The organism is Halotia branconii CENA392, assembly GCF_029953635.1.
Classification (GTDB): domain Bacteria; phylum Cyanobacteriota; class Cyanobacteriia; order Cyanobacteriales; family Nostocaceae; genus Halotia; species Halotia branconii.
Genome location: NZ_CP124543.1, coordinates 2,705,576 through 2,723,310 on the forward strand (window position 1 = coordinate 2,705,576; position 17,735 = coordinate 2,723,310).

The window sequence follows — 17,735 nt, forward strand, 5'->3', positions numbered from 1 at the left end:
TATAACTATAAATTGCTTTGCTGAGATGCAAAATTCAAAGCAATAATTTTAACTTTTAAATAAATGTCAAAAATGCGATCGCTCTGGTTTAAAAAGAACCAATGATCATCCCAGCCAACAATATAAAACCAATCCAGACGTTTTGCCGAAACATTCTCCCATAAACAGAATTAGGCAAGTCTAATTTCCGTAATTGCAGAAATTGCCAAAACCAGCCAATAGTGCCAATTACTAAACTTATCCAAAAAGCCAGCTTTAGGTGAATAGAAATACCTAACCAAGCCAGAAAAATAGTTGTGCCAGCAAAGAAAATGCCAATAGCTACAGATGCATAATCCCCAAAAAATAAAGCACTAGAGTTAACACCTATGCGTCGATCATCTTCGCGATCGCTCATGGCGTAAACAGTATCAAATCCCAATGTCCATAATATAGTCGCCCCCCATAATAACCAAGTTGCAGGTGAGAGGTTTTGCGTAACTGCACTCCAGCTAATTAATACGCCAAAACCCCAGGCTATTGAAAGCACTAGCTGTGGAACTGGAAACACCCGTTTTGCCCCTGGATAAAGCAAAATTACAGGCACTGCTGCCACACACAACCAGAAACTCAAAGGGTTAAGATAAAATGCTAGCCCTGCGGCACATGCCATTGCCACGATCGCAACCACAATCCCAACTTTGATCGAAAGGGTACGAGAAGCAAGGGGGCGATCGCGGGTTCTTTCTACTTGTGGATCAATATCTCGATCCCACAAATCATTGACTACACAACCAGCCGCACTTGTGGCCAAAGTGCCTAAGATAATAACGCCAACCAGAGGTAAAGGCGGTTTGCCAGAGGCTGCCAAAAATACAGCCCACAAGGCAGGAATCATTAAAATTAAACGTCCTTCTGGTTTATGCCATCGCAAAAGCCGGACAATGACCAACCATAAAGGTTCTGAGTTGCGTTCTTGCGTACTTAACATAAAAATAAAAAACTAAGCTTTAGCATTTTATCAGCAGTGAGGAGAGCAACTAACTCAATATATAGCAATATTTATCTTTAAAGGGAGAATCAAAGATATGCAAGTATGGTAAATATATCGTGACTGAAGAAATGTTTTTGCCTAAATTTTTGATGGTATGACAGATGTGAGAAAGCGGCATTATCGAAACAACTATTATGATTCAAGCCTTACGTGAACTAGTAACCTTTGAAGATTTTGCAGCGTGGCGACCCGCAGGAGGAAGGTACGAATTACATGATGGTGTGATTGTGGAAATGGCACAACCAGCAGGAAACCACGAAGACGTTGTTGGTTTTATAGCCAGAAAATTAACGGTAGAATTTGACCGATTGAATTTACCTTATACAATCCCTAAAACTGCACTGGTAAAACCTTTTAACTTGGAATCTGGCTACTCCCCAGATGTACTATTACTCAATCGCCCTAATTTAGTGAATGAACCGCTATGGAAAAAAGAATCAACTGTAAGCCTTGCAGCATCAATTCCCTTAGTCGTTGAAGTAGTTAGTAGCAATTGGGATGATGACTACTACACAAAACAGGGTAAGTATGAGGTTATTGGCATTCCTGAATACTGGGTTGTAGATTACCTCGGTCTGGGCGCTAAAAAGTTCACTGGCAACCCCAAACAACCTACTATATCTATTTATCAATTAATTGATGATGAATATCAAGTTACTTGCTTTAGAGGCAATGACCGCATAGTATCACCTACTTTCCCCCAACTAAATCTGACTGCTCAACAGATTTTTCAAGCTGGTAATTCCCAGGTTTAGCCACGATTTTACAGGAAAGTTGCGAGTTAGTAGCTCTCAAAACACATACTCTACTTACACATAACTGATTATTAAGCAACTTGTTTGTGAGTTTTTCTTTACAGGCAATTGCACTTGTTTACAACTTCTTTTTTTTTACCGAAAACGAAACAGGTTAGATTAGTTATTAAATACTAAAGACAGTTTCAGAAAAATAATAAGCTAGAACTATTAATAATACATGATATGGGACTGAATTTAGTTTCAGCTAATTGGGAGAGTGCTAGTACTCAATTAGTTAAGCAACAACGGATTATTGCTGCCATTGATTTGGGAACCAATTCTCTACACATGGTAGTAGTAAAAATTGACCCAACCTTACCAGCTTTTAGCATCATCGCCAGAGAAAAAGAAACCGTGAGGTTAGGCGATCGCAATACTACCACGGGGGAACTGAAACCAGAAATCATTGAAAAAGCGATCGCGGCTTTAGGGCGCTTCCAAGAAGTTGCCAAAACCTTCAATGCTGAAACAACTATAGCTGTGGCGACTAGCGCTGTGCGCGAATCTCCTAATGGTCGAGATTTTCTGCACAGAATAGAGAAGGAACTGGATTTAAGCGTTGATTTAATTTCTGGACAAGAAGAGGCGCGACGCATCTATTTAGGTGTGTTATCGGGGATGGAATTTCACAACCAACCCCAGATGATTATTGATATAGGTGGCGGTTCCACAGAATTGATTTTGGGAGACTGTCATGAACCGCGGACTCTTACCAGTACAAAAGTTGGTGCAGTGCGACTCACTAGCGAGTTAATCACCACCGACCCCATTAGCAATGTAGAATTTCAGTACCTACAAGCTTATGCACGGGGTATGTTAGAACGTGCTGTAGACGAAGTACTGGCAAATATCCAGTTTGGTGAATCTCCCCGGTTAATTGGTACTTCTGGCACGATTGAAACCCTCGCCGTGATTCATGCGCGAGAAAATTTGGGTTCGGTTCCTTCTACTTTTAATGGCTATCAATTTAGTCTTGAAGACTTGCGAAAGTGGGTCAATCGCTTACGCAAACTCACCCATTCCGAAAGGACTGCCATTTCAGGTATGCCAGATAAGCGGGCTGAAGTGATATTAGCTGGTGCAGTCATTTTACAAGAAGCTATGACTTTGTTAGGTGCTGAATCCATTACAACCTGTGAGCGTTCCCTCAGAGAAGGCGTGATTGTAGATTGGATGCTAGCCCACGGTTTGATTGAAGATAGACTGCGTTACCAAGGTTCAGTACGCCAACGGAGTATCTTAAAACACGCCAACAAGTATCACATTACATTAGAGCATAGCGATCGCGTAGCTTCATTTGCCCTCAGTTTATTTGACCAAACTCAAGGTACACTCCACAACTGGGGTATTAACGAGCGACAATTACTCTGGGCTGCTGCGATATTACATAATTGTGGTCATTATATTAGCCATTCGGCTCATCACAAGCACTCTTACTATCTCATTCGCAATGGTGAACTACTCGGCTACACCGAAACCGAGATCGAAATTGTTGCCAATTTAGCGCGTTATCATCGTAAATCTGCACCTAAGAAAAAGCACGAAAATTATCGTAACTTACTGAGTAAACAGCACCGACAAATAGTTAATCAATTGAGCAGTATCTTGAGATTAGCAGTCGCCTTAGATAGACGGCAAATTGGAGCGATCGCCGGAGTAAAATGTGAGTATTATCCAGAATTTAAACAAGTTAATTTGCAAGTTTTCCCAACTCAACTTGACGATGATTGCGCCTTAGAACTGTGGAGCTTAAATTTTAAAAAAGGAGTATTTGAAGAAGAATTTGGTGTGAAGTTAGTAGCAAATTTAGAAAATTCTACGATTCCTGACTTTTCTTAAAAAACAAGCATGGTGCGTTACCCTAAAACGCACCTTTATATAAAAGGGAAAGGGTGAAAGACCAACAAATAGGCACAAAAGACTTTGACGATTGACTGAAATTTCTTCATCTAAGCTGTGATTGGTGCTAGCGTTAAAAATAGAATTTCACATAAAAGCATTACACTATGTCCTCAGCAGCAATTACTACTGTAGTGAAAATGATGGAATCTTTACCAATTGAAGTACAGAATCAGGTTGTAGATCATCTTCGAGACTACATTAATGATATGCAAGATGAAATTCAATGGAGTGAATCCTTCCAGAGAACCCAACAAAAACTGATAGCGGCTGCACAACGTGCTAAACAAGAAATTGCTGAGGCATTGGATTACGACAAACTATGAAGTCGGCAGTGCTGCCCTCATTTTGGTCTGAATATTGGCATTTGAGCGACAATATCAGACAAAGCGCTAGGAAAGCTTATCGATTGTGGGCAAAAAATCCGTTTCATCCGTCTTTGCATTTCAAGTGCATCAATAGCCAAGAGAGTCTTTGGTCTGTAAGAGTGACTAGAGGTTATCGAGCGCTTGGGGTGCTAGAAGGTGATGATGAAACTCTACTATTCCCTGTCTTAGAATTACTGATACATTTGCGTCGCTTTCAGCATGTGATAAGTAATAATCAACTGCGTCAAAGCTAGAGGATAACTTTGCAACGTCTCTCCTGTTGTGCCAGCGACTTTACCAAGTTCTGGGTTACTCTCGCGATCGCATACACTGTGTAAATAAGGCATATCAGAACACATCACATGTTCTAATTTATTCACCTGCTCCAAAGTAGCATGACCATCAACTTCCAAGACATCTACGGGTTTACTCATGTCTCGGTCTAATCCCAGGCGGATCGCTGAATCAGAATCACCAGTACTAGATTTGATAATCGGCGTAAAATCTGGGTGGGGAATTGTCGGACGAAGTACTAAACGCACATTCAAATGTCCATTAGTTTCATCATCTTCGCCATTGGGCGGATAAAAACTAACTACAATATCTGACCATTGTCTCTGTGGACGGATATACTGTTCTGAATCTGGTTCGCGCTTTTCTAGTTCTGCTAATACCTGTTCAGCACTGTAGCCACGCTTTTGGGTATCCCGTTTAACTTTCCACTTGGCGCGCAATTGTTCAGGCGGTGCTAGGTAAACTTTAACGTCATAAGCGTCACGGGCAGCACGGGTAGAATAACCGAGTAATCCTTCAATAATTACAAATTTATTTGGCTTGATATAGTGTGGTGCTTCAAAAGTACCAGTTTTATGGCTGTAAACTGGTTTGAGGATTGGCTGCCCTGTGCGTAACAAAGACAGGTGCTGCTGCATAATATCTAGATGATTGCAGTCAGGATGAAGAGCCGTAATTCCAATTTCTGCTCTTTGCTGACGATCATAACGATGGTAATCATCTGTGCAAATGAGCGTGACATTTTCTGGCCCTAATACCTGAGCAATTCCTTTAGTCAATGTTGTTTTTCCGGCGGCGCTGTCACCGACAATACCTAGAATTATTGGACGGCTCATCATCCCCCCTCTAATACGAGCAAGACTAGTGATAAATTTTGCAGATAATATTTCTCATTCTAGAAGGGAATGAGCTAAGTGAATCAAACAAAAACATTGTATGCAACATCTCTATACATATATTTTCTCTATATTTTGCTTACTACAAACATTTTTTGGTAATTGCTTTATCTTGACAAAATCGCTCTTTGGGATAATAGGCAATATATTACACAAATACTTACTATGACAGTTATCAGTTACTAGTGAACAGTCACAAAACATTTGATAACTGTTGACTGTTAACTGTTCACTGATTTAATGTCCACAGTCAAAGAAGTATTGCATATTAGCAATATTTGGCTGGCTTTGAGATATACCAGAGTAATAGAGCCGTATTTGGGATCACGACAGGGCAGGGTTATGGTGACGTTAAATATTTCCGATTTGGAACAAGTTGATAAGTTTCGTCATCTTCAGTTAACTTTGCGCGATCGCTGGAAAACTATCGAGCTATTTGACAATAGTGAGGCGGATATTATTATCATTCCCTCCTTGAGTATCGACCAGCGCGAACTCCGCAAAATAGAAGGCTGTGAACATTATGAAGAAAGATTGCTATTTTCTTTGATGCGTCTGCGAAATCCTCGCACTAGGCTAATTTATGTTACATCAATGCCTTTGCATCCCAGCATTATTGATTATTATCTACAACTGTTACCCGGAATCCCCTTTTCTCATGCCCGTAATCGCTTATTGCTCCTTTCTACTTACGATTCTTCCTTAAAACCTTTGAGCGAAAAGATTTTAGAACGTCCTCGCTTACTAGAACGGATTCGTCAAGCTGTAAGGCTAGAAAAATCATTTATGGCGTGTTACAACGCGACATTTTTGGAAGCAGAATTATCTTTAAAATTAAATGTCCCTTTGTATGCAGCCGCACCAGATTTACAAATTTTAGGGACAAAAAGTGGTAGTCGGCAAATATTTGCTGAAAGTGGAGTTCCTTATCCAGATGGTAGTGAAAGAATTTGGAATACCCCAGATTTAGCCCAAGCGGCTTGTGATTTGTGGGAACGTCAACCGACATTAAAACGCATGGTGGTGAAACTCAACGAAGGTATTTCTGGAGAAGGAAATGCCCTACTTGATCTTAGACCCATTATGAACGTAGCACCAAATCAAGCTTCTCATGCCGAAAGAATTACAGCAATAAGCGATCGCCTCTCCAGTTTGCGCTTTCAAGCTAAAAAAGAAACTTGGGAAAACTTTTCAGGGCGGATTCCTGAATTGGGGGCGATTGTAGAAGCATTTGTCGAAGGAGAAGTCAAGCGATCGCCCAGTGTCCAAGGACGCATTACACCGAATGGCGAAGTAGAAATTCTCTCAACCCATGACCAAATTCTCGGTGGCCCAGACGGTCAGATTTATCTGGGTTGCCGATTTCCCGCCGATGAAAGTTATCGATTGCAATTACAACAACTGGGGTTACAAGTCGGCAGAACCCTGGCAGAAAAGGGCGCATTAGAACGCTTTGGAGTCGATTTTATCGCCGTTGATCAAGGTAACGGTGATTGGGATATTCAGGCGATCGAAATTAACCTGCGTAAAGGTGGCACTACCCATCCTTTTATGACCTTAAAATTATTAACAACTGGTCGCTATGACCTCTCTACAGGGTTATTTTACAGTCAGCAAGGTCGTCCAAAATACTATATTGCCACCGACAACCTGCAAAAAGACCGCTATCGAGGATTACTGCCTAACGATTTGATGGATATCATCGCTCATCACAGGCTGCACTTTGATACTGGTAATGAAACAGGCACAGTATTTCATCTCATGGGTTGTTTGTCTCAGTTTGGTAAATTAGGATTAACCAGTATTGGTGATTCCCCGCAACAAGCAGAGGACATTTATAACAAAGTCGTCAAAGTTTTAGATGAAGAAAGCCACAGCGACAATGATAATTTTCCTTTGTTCTCCGATTACGTCTTTCCTATTGCTGGGGATGGATATAGTTATTAATAATTTATTTTTGTGCCTTAGTGTCTTCGTGGTAAGTAAAACTTCAACCACAAAGGCACTAAGACACCAAGTATTTATAGATTCCTACGATTATTTTTCTACTGGTAAAATATTTGGAGGAATTTCCCGAACTAGACGAAACGGGAATGCCGCAGTTGAAGCTAACTGAGCATAATCTGGTGTGAGAAAAACTGCATATTTTTCAGCTTCAGGAGTTAACTGTGCTGCCATTGCCAAAACTATCGCTTGAGTAAACTTACGAACATCAGCGGCTTGTTCGCCTACTATTTCACCACCACTAAAAGGTGTGTTGGGTTGTCCGGCCTGATCCAAAGTGGTACTAGGATCTTTGACACTCAAATGAGTACCCCCAACTATTCCAACTAGCCATTTGGGGGATGTAATTTTACTAAATGGTATAATTTGCTCAGTTAAGGCTGGGGTACTTTTATCTGCGGAAGCTGCCAATATTAAGGTAGGTACTTGCAACTTTGTCAAACCTGTTTCGCCAAAGATTAAAGAAGTTGTCGGACTAAAAGCGATCGCCTGTTTGATTCTATTATCTTGCAATTGATAACTGTTTTCTGGAAGTTCTTGGGCAACACACTGAATAGTTTCTCCCAGGCTTAAAACAGCCAAGTTACCTTGACAGCGCTGTTTGAGGTTTTTCAGTTGTAACTCGGCTCCCGCAACTGCTAAGGCTGTACCACCGCCAAAAGAATAGCCCAGAACCATCACATTGTTAGTTGCAAGTTTGCCTTGCAGTGGGTTGTTAGCCGTTTGATTGAGCTGTTCTAATTGATCAATCACAAAACTTACATCTTTGGGACGATCTAAAAACTCTTGGGGCTTCAAAAACCTAGTTTTACCTGCTGCTGCTAAGTTGATATTGGTTCCATCGCTGCCAGGATGTTCTAAAGCTACAAATATATAACCGTAAGATGCGAGATGTTCAGCTAAGTAGCGCAAATCAGTACGGTTTGATCCCAAGCCATGACTATATACAATTACAGGTTTGTCAATGGTTGCAGCAGTTGACCAATAAATATCAACAGGAATATTGCGATCGCGCTTTTGATCGTTCCATTGCAAGTTGAGTACTTGTACTGAAGCGGTTCCTGGCTGGGTAGGATCAAAAGGTAAAGAAATCTGCGGTTTTTTGGGGTCGAGTTGGGGTGAAATTGCTAACATAAACTGTTGAGTACGCCAAAAAGCCGTGTTCAAACTCTTGGCTACAGTCAACGCCTGTGGTAGATCAATTTTTAGGTATTGACTAGGATAGGCAGCAATAAAATTCAATACTGAAAGACCTTGTGGCGCAGTAGAACCTAATACCAATCCGGCTCTGAGTGCTTGTACTCCAGCTTGATCCTCTCTAACTACGGCACTAGAAAGATCGTTGAGAACCGTTGTGCCAATTTGGGTATTGAGTAACCGACTAATGGTAACAACATTAATTGGTAATTTCATTCTCAGTGCGTCCATGATGAAGCGGCGCTGTGGTTCAGATAATCTATTAGTGTAGGACGCTAAACTTGCAGGTAATTCTCCAGTTTCCGCCGCCTTTTGTAACTCAGTTAGGGAAATGGATTCTTCCAAAAGTCCAACACGCACAACAACCGTGTCGGCAGCTTGTACAGAGGTATTTGCCCCAAAAAACTGTGTCAGAGCGATCGCCCAAAATAGACCTGCAACTATTTTGAAACTTTTCCAGCTTTTTCCCATAAACTTTGTTATCAATTAATACTTCCGGGAATATAACTGATATTTGTATATTTAACCAATTACTCAAAACTTTTAAGCTCATCCCACCTCTAAAAGGGGATAGGATTTCGTGTCAGTGGTCAGTGGTTATTAGTCAGTGGTTATACCGTTTCACTTTAAAGTTGATACATTTGGGCAAGCAGAGGAGGCAGGGGGAGTAAGATGTGAAATAAAAAGGCGTGAAGAAAAAACTCACGCCTTTTTGTTATTACATTCCTTAAAGATAGATGTCATTTATTGCTATGTTATTCTTTACCAATTATCATCTTTATCTTTCTTGTGAGGCTCTCCTGTAAAAGGTTGTACGCCAGTATTAGGGTAAGCATCATCATTAGGCCCAAAAATCCGCATTGCAGCTTCAGAAATATACTGGGTGATGTTAGAAATGATTTTGGAAACAGCCATAATATTAGACTCCTTACTTTGAGCCACTATTAATCGTGATGTCTATACTTTAGTTCTAATCTTGATTGCATTGCTCAGATTCTCAACATATTGACAATCTATGCAAAGATTGTTTAGATATGTTTGCAATACTTTAGCTTGTCTATAAGTCAAACTTGCCTCTTCAATTGTAATTATAACTGAGCTATTGATTCAACATACACCCCTGCGGTAGGGCAGTCCGGTCTTAGAGTTTCCCCATAAGGAACTGCCATCATAGGTATTTGTATTTTTACCTACTACTTAGTGGTTTACCAACCCGATTTTGCGGTGTAGGTCGAGCTGGGGGATAGGGAAAGAATTTTCTCCCCCTGCTACCCCTGCTACCCCTGCTACCCCTGCTACCCCTGCCTCCCCTGCCTGCTTCCACCTGTCATTTTTGGGTTGACAGAGTACTAGTTAGTGCCTATCGGGACTAATTACGATGCCATCTAGTGCCATCACGGCTATCTATTAAAGTAATTCCTTGTGCTAGTAGTTCATCACGAATGCGATCGCCTTCGGCAAAATTCTTGGCTTGACGTGCTTGTTGCCTTTGTTGAATTTTTGTCTCAATTTCGGCATCGCTTAAACCTCCACTGGGAGAGGTTTCTAATTCTAGCTTGGCTTCTAAACCTAAGACTTCAGCCAAAGTGACAAGTGTTTGCCACTGTTTTTTTAATTCCTCTGCTGGTGTTGCAGTTTTTCCTTGATGAACTATAATGTTTCCTTCGCGGCGGAGTTCTTTGGCTAATTCAAACAACACAGTTAAACCACCAGGAAAATTAAAGTCATCATTTACAGATGCTTGAAAACGTTCTACGATTTCCGGGATTAGGGAAGCAGTTTCCATTTGCCAACCAAGTTTTTCACCGTATTCGTAACCAAAAAGTAAACCTTCCTTGAGAGTGTGCCAAGCATTTGTTTTATCAGCGATCGCTTCATCTGTAAAATCAATTGGTGTGCGATATTGTGCCATTAACACAAGTAACCGCACCGCCATTGGCTCAACTCCTCGATTTAGCAAGTCGCGAATGGTAGTAAAGTTGCCTAGAGATTTAGACATTTTTTCACCATCAACTTTGACCATGCCGTTATGCATCCAGTAAAGCGCTAGAGGTTTGCCGGTGACAGCTTCTGACTGAGCAATTTCATTTTCATGATGAGGGAAAATTAAGTCTTCACCGCCAGCATGGATATCAATAGTTTCGCCTAAGCGATCGCGCACCATCGCGGAGCATTCAATATGCCAACCTGGACGACCTTCACCCCAAGGTGATTTCCAAGCGGGTTCTCCCGGTCTGGCGGCTTTCCATAAAGCAAAATCAAAGGGGTCTTTCTTTTTTTGATATTCTGGATCTTTGACTTGTACGCGATCGCTTGCGCCGACTTGCAAATCTTCTAACTTACGTCTTGATAGCTTGCCGTACTCAGAAAATTGCCGCACTGCATAATAAACATCGCCGTCAGCAGGGTAAGCATAACCTTTGTGTTCCAACTCATGAATTAACCGCTGAATGCCGTTCATGGTGTGGGTAGCGCGGGGATATTCATCGGCTTCTTTGATTCCCAACCGTGCCATATCCTCAAAATATGCTTTGATAAAGCGATCGGCTACTTCTTCCATTGAAGAATGTTCTTGCCGCGATCGGTTGAGAATTTTGTCATCAATATCAGTAAAATTTTGGACATAACGAACTTCATAGCCGATAAATTGAAGATATCGACGCACTACATCCCAAACAATACAAGCTCTAGCATGACCCAAATGGCAAAAATCATATACCGTCACGCCGCAGTAATACATCTTAACCTTGCCTGGTTCGACTGTTGTAAACGGTTCCTGACGACGAGTGAGGGTATTGTAAAGAGTTAAGGTCATAACAGAGTAATTCTGAAATATAGAGAGATACGCAATAATAAAGTAAAGCAGCTGTGAAGACAGTCCAACATCCCTATGCTAGTACAGTATGGCGTAAATAAAGCCATCACTATCAACAGTTCAAAAGCCCAAATTATCATAAGTCTTTTGACTTCCAACGACCTGTGCTAGTGTTTTCTGGACTATCTGCGCTACCTTTTTACAGTGAACAGGTATCAAGTATCTTTGAACTGATAACTGATAACTGATTTCCCCCAACAGTGTCTACAAAATTGTTTCCTTTGATTTTTTGATAATAGCGCTATGCAATCAGCCATTACTCCCGAATCTCAAGCAATGGATGCGCCCAAACAAGGAATGCCAGTAACGATTATTACTGGATTTCTCGGTAGTGGCAAGACTACTTTACTTAATCATATTCTTAGTAACCAGCAAGGGCTAAAAACTGCTGTTTTAGTCAACGAATTTGGCGAAATAGGTATTGACAACGAGTTAATTGTTTCCACTGAAGAAAATATGGTGGAACTTAATAACGGTTGTATTTGTTGCACTATTAATACTGATTTAGTAGATGCTGTTTACAAAGTTTTAGAACGCCAAGAAAATCTCGATTATTTAGTCGTAGAAACCACAGGATTAGCTGATCCTTTACCTGTTGCCTTGACATTTCTCGGTACAGAATTACGAGATTTAACTCGTCTCGATTCAATTATCACTGTAGTAGACGCAGCCAATTACAGCTTAGATTTATTCAATTCCCAGGCAGCTCACAGCCAAATTTCCTACGGTGATATCATTTTGCTAAACAAGGCAGATTTAGTTGATGAAGCCGCTTTGACTGAGTTAGAAAGAAAAATTAGCGAAGTCAAAGAAGATGCGAGAATCATTCGCACCACGCGATCGCAAGTGCCATTGCCATTAATTCTCAGTGTAGGTCTGTTCGAGTCTGACAAGTATTTTGACACTGTTGATGAGCATGACCACCATGATCACGATCATCATGATCATGATCATGATCATTCAACATGCGGTCACGACCATCACGATCATGATCACCATGAACATCACCACCATTCTGATCACTTAGAAAATGATGGTTTTACCTCCATATCCTTCGAGAGTGACAAGCCTTTAGCCATCAGGAAGTTTCAATTTTTCTTAGATAATCAGCTGCCCTCCAATATTTTCCGCGCCAAGGGGATTATGTGGTTTGATGAAAGTCCCAAGCGTCATATTTTCCACTTGTGCGGTAAACGCTTTACCTTAGACGATGATGAGTGGAAAGGTAAACCAAAAAACCAGCTAGTGCTGATTGGTCAAAATCTAGATCGTGAAACTTTAATAACTCAGCTAGAAAATTGTGTTTGTCTACCTTCTACCAATCGAGGCAAAGGCTTTGGTAAATAATTGACATTCTCCATACACTTTAGAGGCTCAGATCCCCGACTTCTCAAAGAAGTCGGGGATCTTGTTGCTATTTCTTTGTGTTCTTAGTGCCTTTGTGGTTTAATTTTCCATTACTTCTGCGTAAGTCCTAAGTGCGATCGCTATCTAACTTTTCCAGCAACCATGCCAAAGCACCATCAACAGTTGTGACTTGCTCTCCTGGTGGTGTAGCTGGACGATTTACCATAACAACTTGTAATCCCAGTTCTCTAGCTGCAATAATTTTGGCGTAGGTGGCATTACCACCACTATTTTTGCTGACTATAGTATCAATGTTGTGGTGAATCAGAATTTCTCTTTCATTATCCAAAGCAAAGGGACCGCGATCGCACAATATCATTCCTGGCGGAATTACAGCATCAGCACTGGGAGGGTCAATCATCCGCATTAAAAACCAAATTTTTTCTAAGTCAGCAAAAGCACTAAGTTCTTGTCTACCGACTGTTAAAAATACGCGCTGTGCTTGGTTTTCTAAAGTAGCAGCAGCAACTTCACTATTTTCCACTTCAATCCAGCGATCGCCATTAACTTGTTGCCAAGGCGGGCGGATTAACATCAAATGAGGTATTCTCACTTCTCTAGCCGCTGCTATTGCATTCTCAGAAATTTGACTAGCAAAGGGATGAGTAGCGTCGATTAATAAGTCGATCTGCATCTGACGCAGATAGTTAACTAATCCAGTCACACCGCCAAAACCCCCAATACGGACATTACCGACCGGGATTGAGGGGTTATGGGTGCGTCCTGCAAGAGAAGCGATCGCCTCAATTCCGGGAATATTCACAACTTTGGCAGTCAATTCTGCGGCATCTTTAATACCACCAAGAATCAAAACGCGCATGACCATGTTTTCTCTGCGTTATCTGCTCGTAGATAGCTTTTTACCTTCTGCCTACTGGTCACTGAGCGTCTTGTACTGACTTGTGCTGAGCTAGCAGAAGTCAGTCAAAACACTTCCCCCTGCTCCCTGCTCCCCTGCCTTTTTCTACAAGGGTGGAATCTTTGCTAAAATTCCCTTTTTCAGCGGTTCAGGCCGCTCTGACCAAGGTAGCAAACCATCAGATTTAGCGTAGTATTGACCGGCACATTCGAGTACAGCAGCTGCACTGTCATCAACAGTTAAATCACCAAAAAGATAAGTTAATTTACCTTTAGCAGCAAAAGCAACAACGCAAGAACGGTTACAAGCACTCATGCATTCTACTTCTTGGATCGGAAATTGATCTTGCAAGTCCCAATTTTGTGCTAGGTGCTGAAGATGCTGTAATAGTTTTTGACCTCCACTTTCACCCAGACGTTTTCCATCTTGCCAAGTACTGGCACAGGTTTTGCACACAAATAAAGTGTGAGAGGCGACACCTAAAGAATTACTAAGGGAAATGTCAGCAGTAGCAGTCATTTATCTGTACCTCGCAGATGTATAGGACTGAGTAGTATATTTCGGCGGGCGTTCTGACTCAACTTAATTTAGGATTTTGAGTTAGCTAAAAATCTCAAATTAGTTCACAGTTGCGGGACAGTGCCGGATTTACACCGAACTTTCCCCCTTACCTCTGGTAGCTCAATACCACCAGAACCGAAACGTCCATCATAACACCAATATTTAGTGGTTCACGTTGTTCTAATCCGTCGCAGAAACTCGATGTTCAACTCTAGCTTCTCTCCTAGCCACAAAGAATTTTTTGTATGATCTGCGACATCATCACCCGTCTCAGGATGAACTAAGATATCTAATCCTTCCCGATTAAGCATTAACCACGGGACAATCTGACCAAATTGATCCAATGAAAATATAACTTGATACATTCCTTTGGGATGTGGACCAATTGGGTTGTCATGCCAGCGCCCAAGCTGTACGTCAAATTTAGCGTTCAGTTCTGATCGTACACGCGCAGCCTGTTCACGGCTAGCATTATCGTAGTAAATATGAGCGTGAAAAATAGTGATTGTAATAGTACTTTCTGCCATAACTCTCAGCTTTACGTGATTTTTTTAAACCGTTCTTTGGCTTCTTGAAATGCTTCTTGCATCACTAACTGAATTTTTTGAGGATCGGGTCTCTTACCACCCATTAAATCACCAAAGTAAACACAAGCCCCTTCACCTAAAGCCCAGGTGTAAGCAGCTGCCCAAGAAGCTGCTATAACACTGCCAAAACCAGGAATAAATTTAATTAATTCTCGTGCTACAGCTTGTGCTACAAATCCCCCTGCGATCGCACTGACAACTCCCCCAGCCTGAGATGGTGTTAATATTTGCCCGTACAGTTTTCCCAACAGTCCCACCATTGAGACTTGTAAGGCAGTTAGAACGGGCATTGTAGTAAAAGGTAATGGTACAGCGGCCAGTGTGGCTGCCATGATTGCAAATGGTAAAATATAACGCCGTCCGGCATCTCGGTAGAGGTTGCCTAATTGTTCACCTGCTGTTTCATCTAATAATTGATAAATTGCCCGTGCTTCTGCTTCTGGTAGTAGTTCAGCGAGAGTATCTCTCAATGCCTCTAAACCATAAAATACCGGATTATAGCCATCTTCTTCTAAAGTGAAGTCAATTAGGACAGAGCGATCGCATAGGTTTGAAAAAGCTTGCTTAATTGCTGTAAAAGCTCTATTTACTTCCTCATATTCTGGCGGATAGGCAGGATGATCAGCTGTACCTGGAGGATAAATTTCATGCAAGCAAGTCACTACCAAAAGACAGGGGATTTCGGGATATTTTTGACGTAATTCCTGGGTAATTTGCCGCAGCGTATCAGTGGCAAAATCATTAATTTTAACCGTCAGAATCAGGACTCTGGCACGGCGACTCGACTTTTGTAAATCGCCAACTAATTCTTGAATGATTGCTTGAGTATTTTGTTTAACATCTCCTAACCCCACCGTATCTGTAAAAATGAACAACGGCAGATCATCTGAAGGATAAGCATAACGCTGGGTGTGTTGTGTGTGGGGGCGAAATCCCTGACCGACAATTTCAGCAGAAACTCCGGTTAATCCCCGTACAATTGAACTTTTTCCCGCTTGGGGTTTGCCAATCAGCAGCGCCTCTGTGGTTGGTAGTTCGGCGCGGACTGTTGCTAAAATCTCTGCAACCTCAGTTTCGCTGACGCTAAACCATTGCACAACTGTCTGTGCTACTTGTTCAACGGGTAGCACTTGGATCAAATTTACCTTTGCTTGATTCCAAACACCAGCAATGCGGTTTTTCCAGGAATCATTAACTGATTTGGTTGCACCATCAGTTGGTTCACCGAACTGCTGAGAATCAGCTGATGGCAAGTCAGCATCATGTTGTTCAGTCATTGGCAACAGAAAGATTGTAACTACACCCTATCTGTCATTGTAGAGTGGTTCAGTCATCAGTAAACAGTGATGACTGGTAACTGTTCACTGTTAAAGCGATCGCCAAACCCTGACTAATCATTAATCTCCTACACTAGAGTAGAAGTAGTGGTTCTTAAGATCTGTGGAAGATTACTTAGTGAATGTTAATAAATGCCGAACTTCTGCTGCAATATCAACGCTGTAAGCGCCGATCTTTTTTAGATATTCATGATGACAAAAGTCAGCACGATGCCCCAAATGAGTTGTTGCTCAAACTACAACAAGATAAAAAGGCTCATCGTCAGGGAATTTTGGCAAATTTAACCTGTCAAAAACCAGATTATCCACGGGGGAACTGGGAAGCAGGGCAAGCAGCGACTTTGAAATTGATGCAGCAGGGAGTCGAGTACATCCATCAGGGAGTGCTGTTAGTTAGCAACGAGTTAGTAAATGAGGCCAGTGAATCCCTTAACTATAAAAAATATACTTTTCTTAGCCGTCCAGATTTACTTGTAAAACAGCCAGGAAAGTCTTGCTTTGGTGATTGGATGTACGTTCCGGCAAATATCGAAATGGGTAAGCGTCCCAAGCAAGAATATCAAGTCGTCATTGCATTTCACGCCCAAGTTTTGGCAACAGTACAAGGAGTAATACCCCAAACAGCTTGGTTGTTATTGCGTAATAAAAATCCTAACTATGCCGTGGATCTAACAAAATGGATACCACAGATGCAACATATTTTAAAGGAGTTTATTCAAGTTGTAGATTCACCAGCTGCACCAGAGGTATTTATCGCTCGGCAAAAGTGTAATCTTTGTCATTGGTACAATCAATGTTATGCGATCGCTCAATCGCAAGAACATCTCTCTTTATTACCAGGAGTCACACCAATCCGCTACACTCAACTCCAAGCTATATCCGTAAATACACTAGAATCTCTAGCTCATACCAATCCAATTATTCTAGAAAATCTCCTTGGTTTCGATGCCCAAGTAGCACCCAAGTTGGTAGTACAGGCTCAATCTGCATTGCAAAGACAGCCTTTGATCTTACCCAGTCCACCACCAATAGAAAATATTACATTTACGGCTCCAGTGGAGCTTTATTTTGATATTGAGGCACAGCCAGACTTAGATTTAAATTATCTTTTAGGCGTGTTGGTTGTCGATAAGCAAAATAACACTGAACAGTTTTACTCGTTTTTAGCAGAAAATTTAGCAGAAGAAGAGTTAGTATGGCAGCAATTTTTAGATTTGGTTTGGCAATATCCCCAAGCGCCAATTTACCATTTTTGCGTCTACGAATTTGATACAGTCAAACGATTAGCGAAACTTTATCACACTCCATATTCTTCAGTGCATCCGGTACTAAATCGGTTTGTTGACGTGTATGAACAATTAACCCAGAGTGTAGCATTACCTGTAGAAAGTTATGCCCTGAAAGCGATCGCCCGTTGGTTGGGTTTTGAATGGCATGATCAAGAAGCGAATGGTGCTAAGTGTATTTATTGGTATGACCAATGGTTAACAACAGGCGATCGCACTTTGCTAGAGTTAATCCAACGCTACAACGAAGACGACTGCCGCGCTACTCGCCACGTCAAAGATTGGCTTGTCAACTTTATTGAAAATGAATATAATTTGCGACTGGCTTAAGTAAT

General features: G+C 41.5%; 16 protein-coding genes and 1 riboswitch. Of the genes, 7 read left to right on the forward strand and 9 right to left on the reverse strand.

Annotated features, from left to right (window positions below; all coding sequences use genetic code 11):
* Nucleotides 1-88 precede the first annotated feature (88 nt).
* Nucleotides 89-970: a 4-hydroxybenzoate solanesyltransferase gene (locus tag QI031_RS11815; protein ID WP_281485342.1), complete on the reverse strand. Its 882-nt coding sequence runs from the start codon at nt 968-970 to the stop codon at nt 89-91.
* Between the two features lie 197 nt (nt 971-1,167).
* Between QI031_RS11815 and QI031_RS11820 the strand changes: the two genes are divergently transcribed.
* The 4 genes from QI031_RS11820 (at nt 1,168) to QI031_RS31715 (ending at nt 4,351) form a co-directional block, all read left to right on the forward strand.
* Nucleotides 1,168-1,788 carry a Uma2 family endonuclease gene (locus QI031_RS11820; RefSeq protein WP_281485343.1) on the forward strand — a complete coding sequence of 207 codons (621 nt, stop codon included), beginning with the start codon at nt 1,168-1,170 and terminating at the stop codon, nt 1,786-1,788.
* Nucleotides 1,789-2,013: 225 nt separating this feature from the next.
* Nucleotides 2,014-3,669 (forward strand): Ppx/GppA phosphatase family protein, encoded by a 1,656-nt coding sequence (locus QI031_RS11825; protein WP_281485344.1) that lies wholly within the window; start codon nt 2,014-2,016, stop codon nt 3,667-3,669.
* A 167-nt stretch (nt 3,670-3,836) separates the two neighbouring features.
* A complete protein-coding gene (locus tag QI031_RS11830; RefSeq protein ID WP_281485345.1) occupies nt 3,837-4,055 on the forward strand; it encodes a hypothetical protein in 219 nt (72 codons plus the stop codon).
* A complete protein-coding gene (locus QI031_RS31715; protein WP_281485346.1) occupies nt 4,052-4,351 on the forward strand; it encodes a ParE family toxin-like protein in 300 nt (99 codons plus the stop codon). Before QI031_RS11830 ends, QI031_RS31715 begins: the two co-directional genes overlap by 4 nt.
* On the opposite strand, the gene QI031_RS11840 is transcribed toward QI031_RS31715, so the two are convergent.
* On the reverse strand, nt 4,289-5,227 hold the full coding sequence (locus QI031_RS11840; protein WP_281486003.1) for a phosphoribulokinase: 939 nt from the start codon (nt 5,225-5,227) through the stop codon (nt 4,289-4,291). The genes QI031_RS31715 and QI031_RS11840 overlap by 63 nt on opposite strands.
* A 402-nt stretch (nt 5,228-5,629) precedes the next feature.
* On the opposite strand from QI031_RS11840, the gene QI031_RS11845 reads away from it, so the two are divergent.
* A complete protein-coding gene (locus QI031_RS11845; protein ID WP_281486004.1) occupies nt 5,630-7,234 on the forward strand; it encodes a peptide ligase PGM1-related protein in 1,605 nt (534 codons plus the stop codon).
* A 90-nt stretch (nt 7,235-7,324) separates the two neighbouring features.
* Here the strand turns inward: QI031_RS11845 and QI031_RS11850 are convergent, their stop codons facing one another.
* From QI031_RS11850 to cysS, 3 genes are all read right to left on the reverse strand, one after another.
* A complete protein-coding gene (locus tag QI031_RS11850) occupies nt 7,325-8,959 on the reverse strand; it encodes an alpha/beta hydrolase (protein WP_281485347.1) in 1,635 nt (544 codons plus the stop codon).
* 291 nt (nt 8,960-9,250) lie between these two features.
* On the reverse strand, nt 9,251-9,403 hold the full coding sequence (locus QI031_RS11855) for a hypothetical protein (RefSeq protein WP_281485348.1): 153 nt from the start codon (nt 9,401-9,403) through the stop codon (nt 9,251-9,253).
* Between the two features lie 454 nt (nt 9,404-9,857).
* Nucleotides 9,858-11,303 (reverse strand): cysteine--tRNA ligase, encoded by a 1,446-nt coding sequence (gene cysS / locus QI031_RS11860; RefSeq protein WP_281485349.1) that lies wholly within the window; start codon nt 11,301-11,303, stop codon nt 9,858-9,860.
* A 303-nt stretch (nt 11,304-11,606) separates the two neighbouring features.
* On the opposite strand from cysS, the gene QI031_RS11865 reads away from it, so the two are divergent.
* A complete protein-coding gene (locus QI031_RS11865; RefSeq protein ID WP_281485350.1) occupies nt 11,607-12,710 on the forward strand; it encodes a CobW family GTP-binding protein in 1,104 nt (367 codons plus the stop codon).
* Nucleotides 12,711-12,837: 127 nt separating this feature from the next.
* On the opposite strand, the gene QI031_RS11870 is transcribed toward QI031_RS11865, so the two are convergent.
* The 4 genes from QI031_RS11870 to QI031_RS11885 form a co-directional block, all read right to left on the reverse strand.
* Nucleotides 12,838-13,590: a cobalt-precorrin-6A reductase gene (locus QI031_RS11870; protein ID WP_281485351.1), complete on the reverse strand. Its 753-nt coding sequence runs from the start codon at nt 13,588-13,590 to the stop codon at nt 12,838-12,840.
* Between the two features lie 144 nt (nt 13,591-13,734).
* Complete coding sequence (locus QI031_RS11875; RefSeq protein ID WP_281485352.1) at nt 13,735-14,148, reverse strand: DUF1636 domain-containing protein; 414 nt, start codon at nt 14,146-14,148, stop codon at nt 13,735-13,737.
* Between the two features lie 26 nt (nt 14,149-14,174).
* Nucleotides 14,175-14,345, reverse strand: a riboswitch (cobalamin riboswitch).
* A 15-nt stretch (nt 14,346-14,360) separates the two neighbouring features.
* On the reverse strand, nt 14,361-14,717 hold the full coding sequence (locus QI031_RS11880) for a DOPA 4,5-dioxygenase family protein (protein ID WP_281485353.1): 357 nt from the start codon (nt 14,715-14,717) through the stop codon (nt 14,361-14,363).
* An 11-nt stretch (nt 14,718-14,728) separates the two neighbouring features.
* Nucleotides 14,729-16,054, reverse strand: coding sequence for a YcjF family protein (locus QI031_RS11885; protein ID WP_281485354.1), 1,326 nt, complete (start codon nt 16,052-16,054; stop codon nt 14,729-14,731).
* Between the two features lie 182 nt (nt 16,055-16,236).
* Between QI031_RS11885 and QI031_RS11890 the strand changes: the two genes are divergently transcribed.
* Nucleotides 16,237-17,730 (forward strand): TM0106 family RecB-like putative nuclease, encoded by a 1,494-nt coding sequence (locus QI031_RS11890; RefSeq protein ID WP_281485355.1) that lies wholly within the window; start codon nt 16,237-16,239, stop codon nt 17,728-17,730.
* The last annotated feature ends 5 nt before the right edge of the window (nt 17,731-17,735 follow it).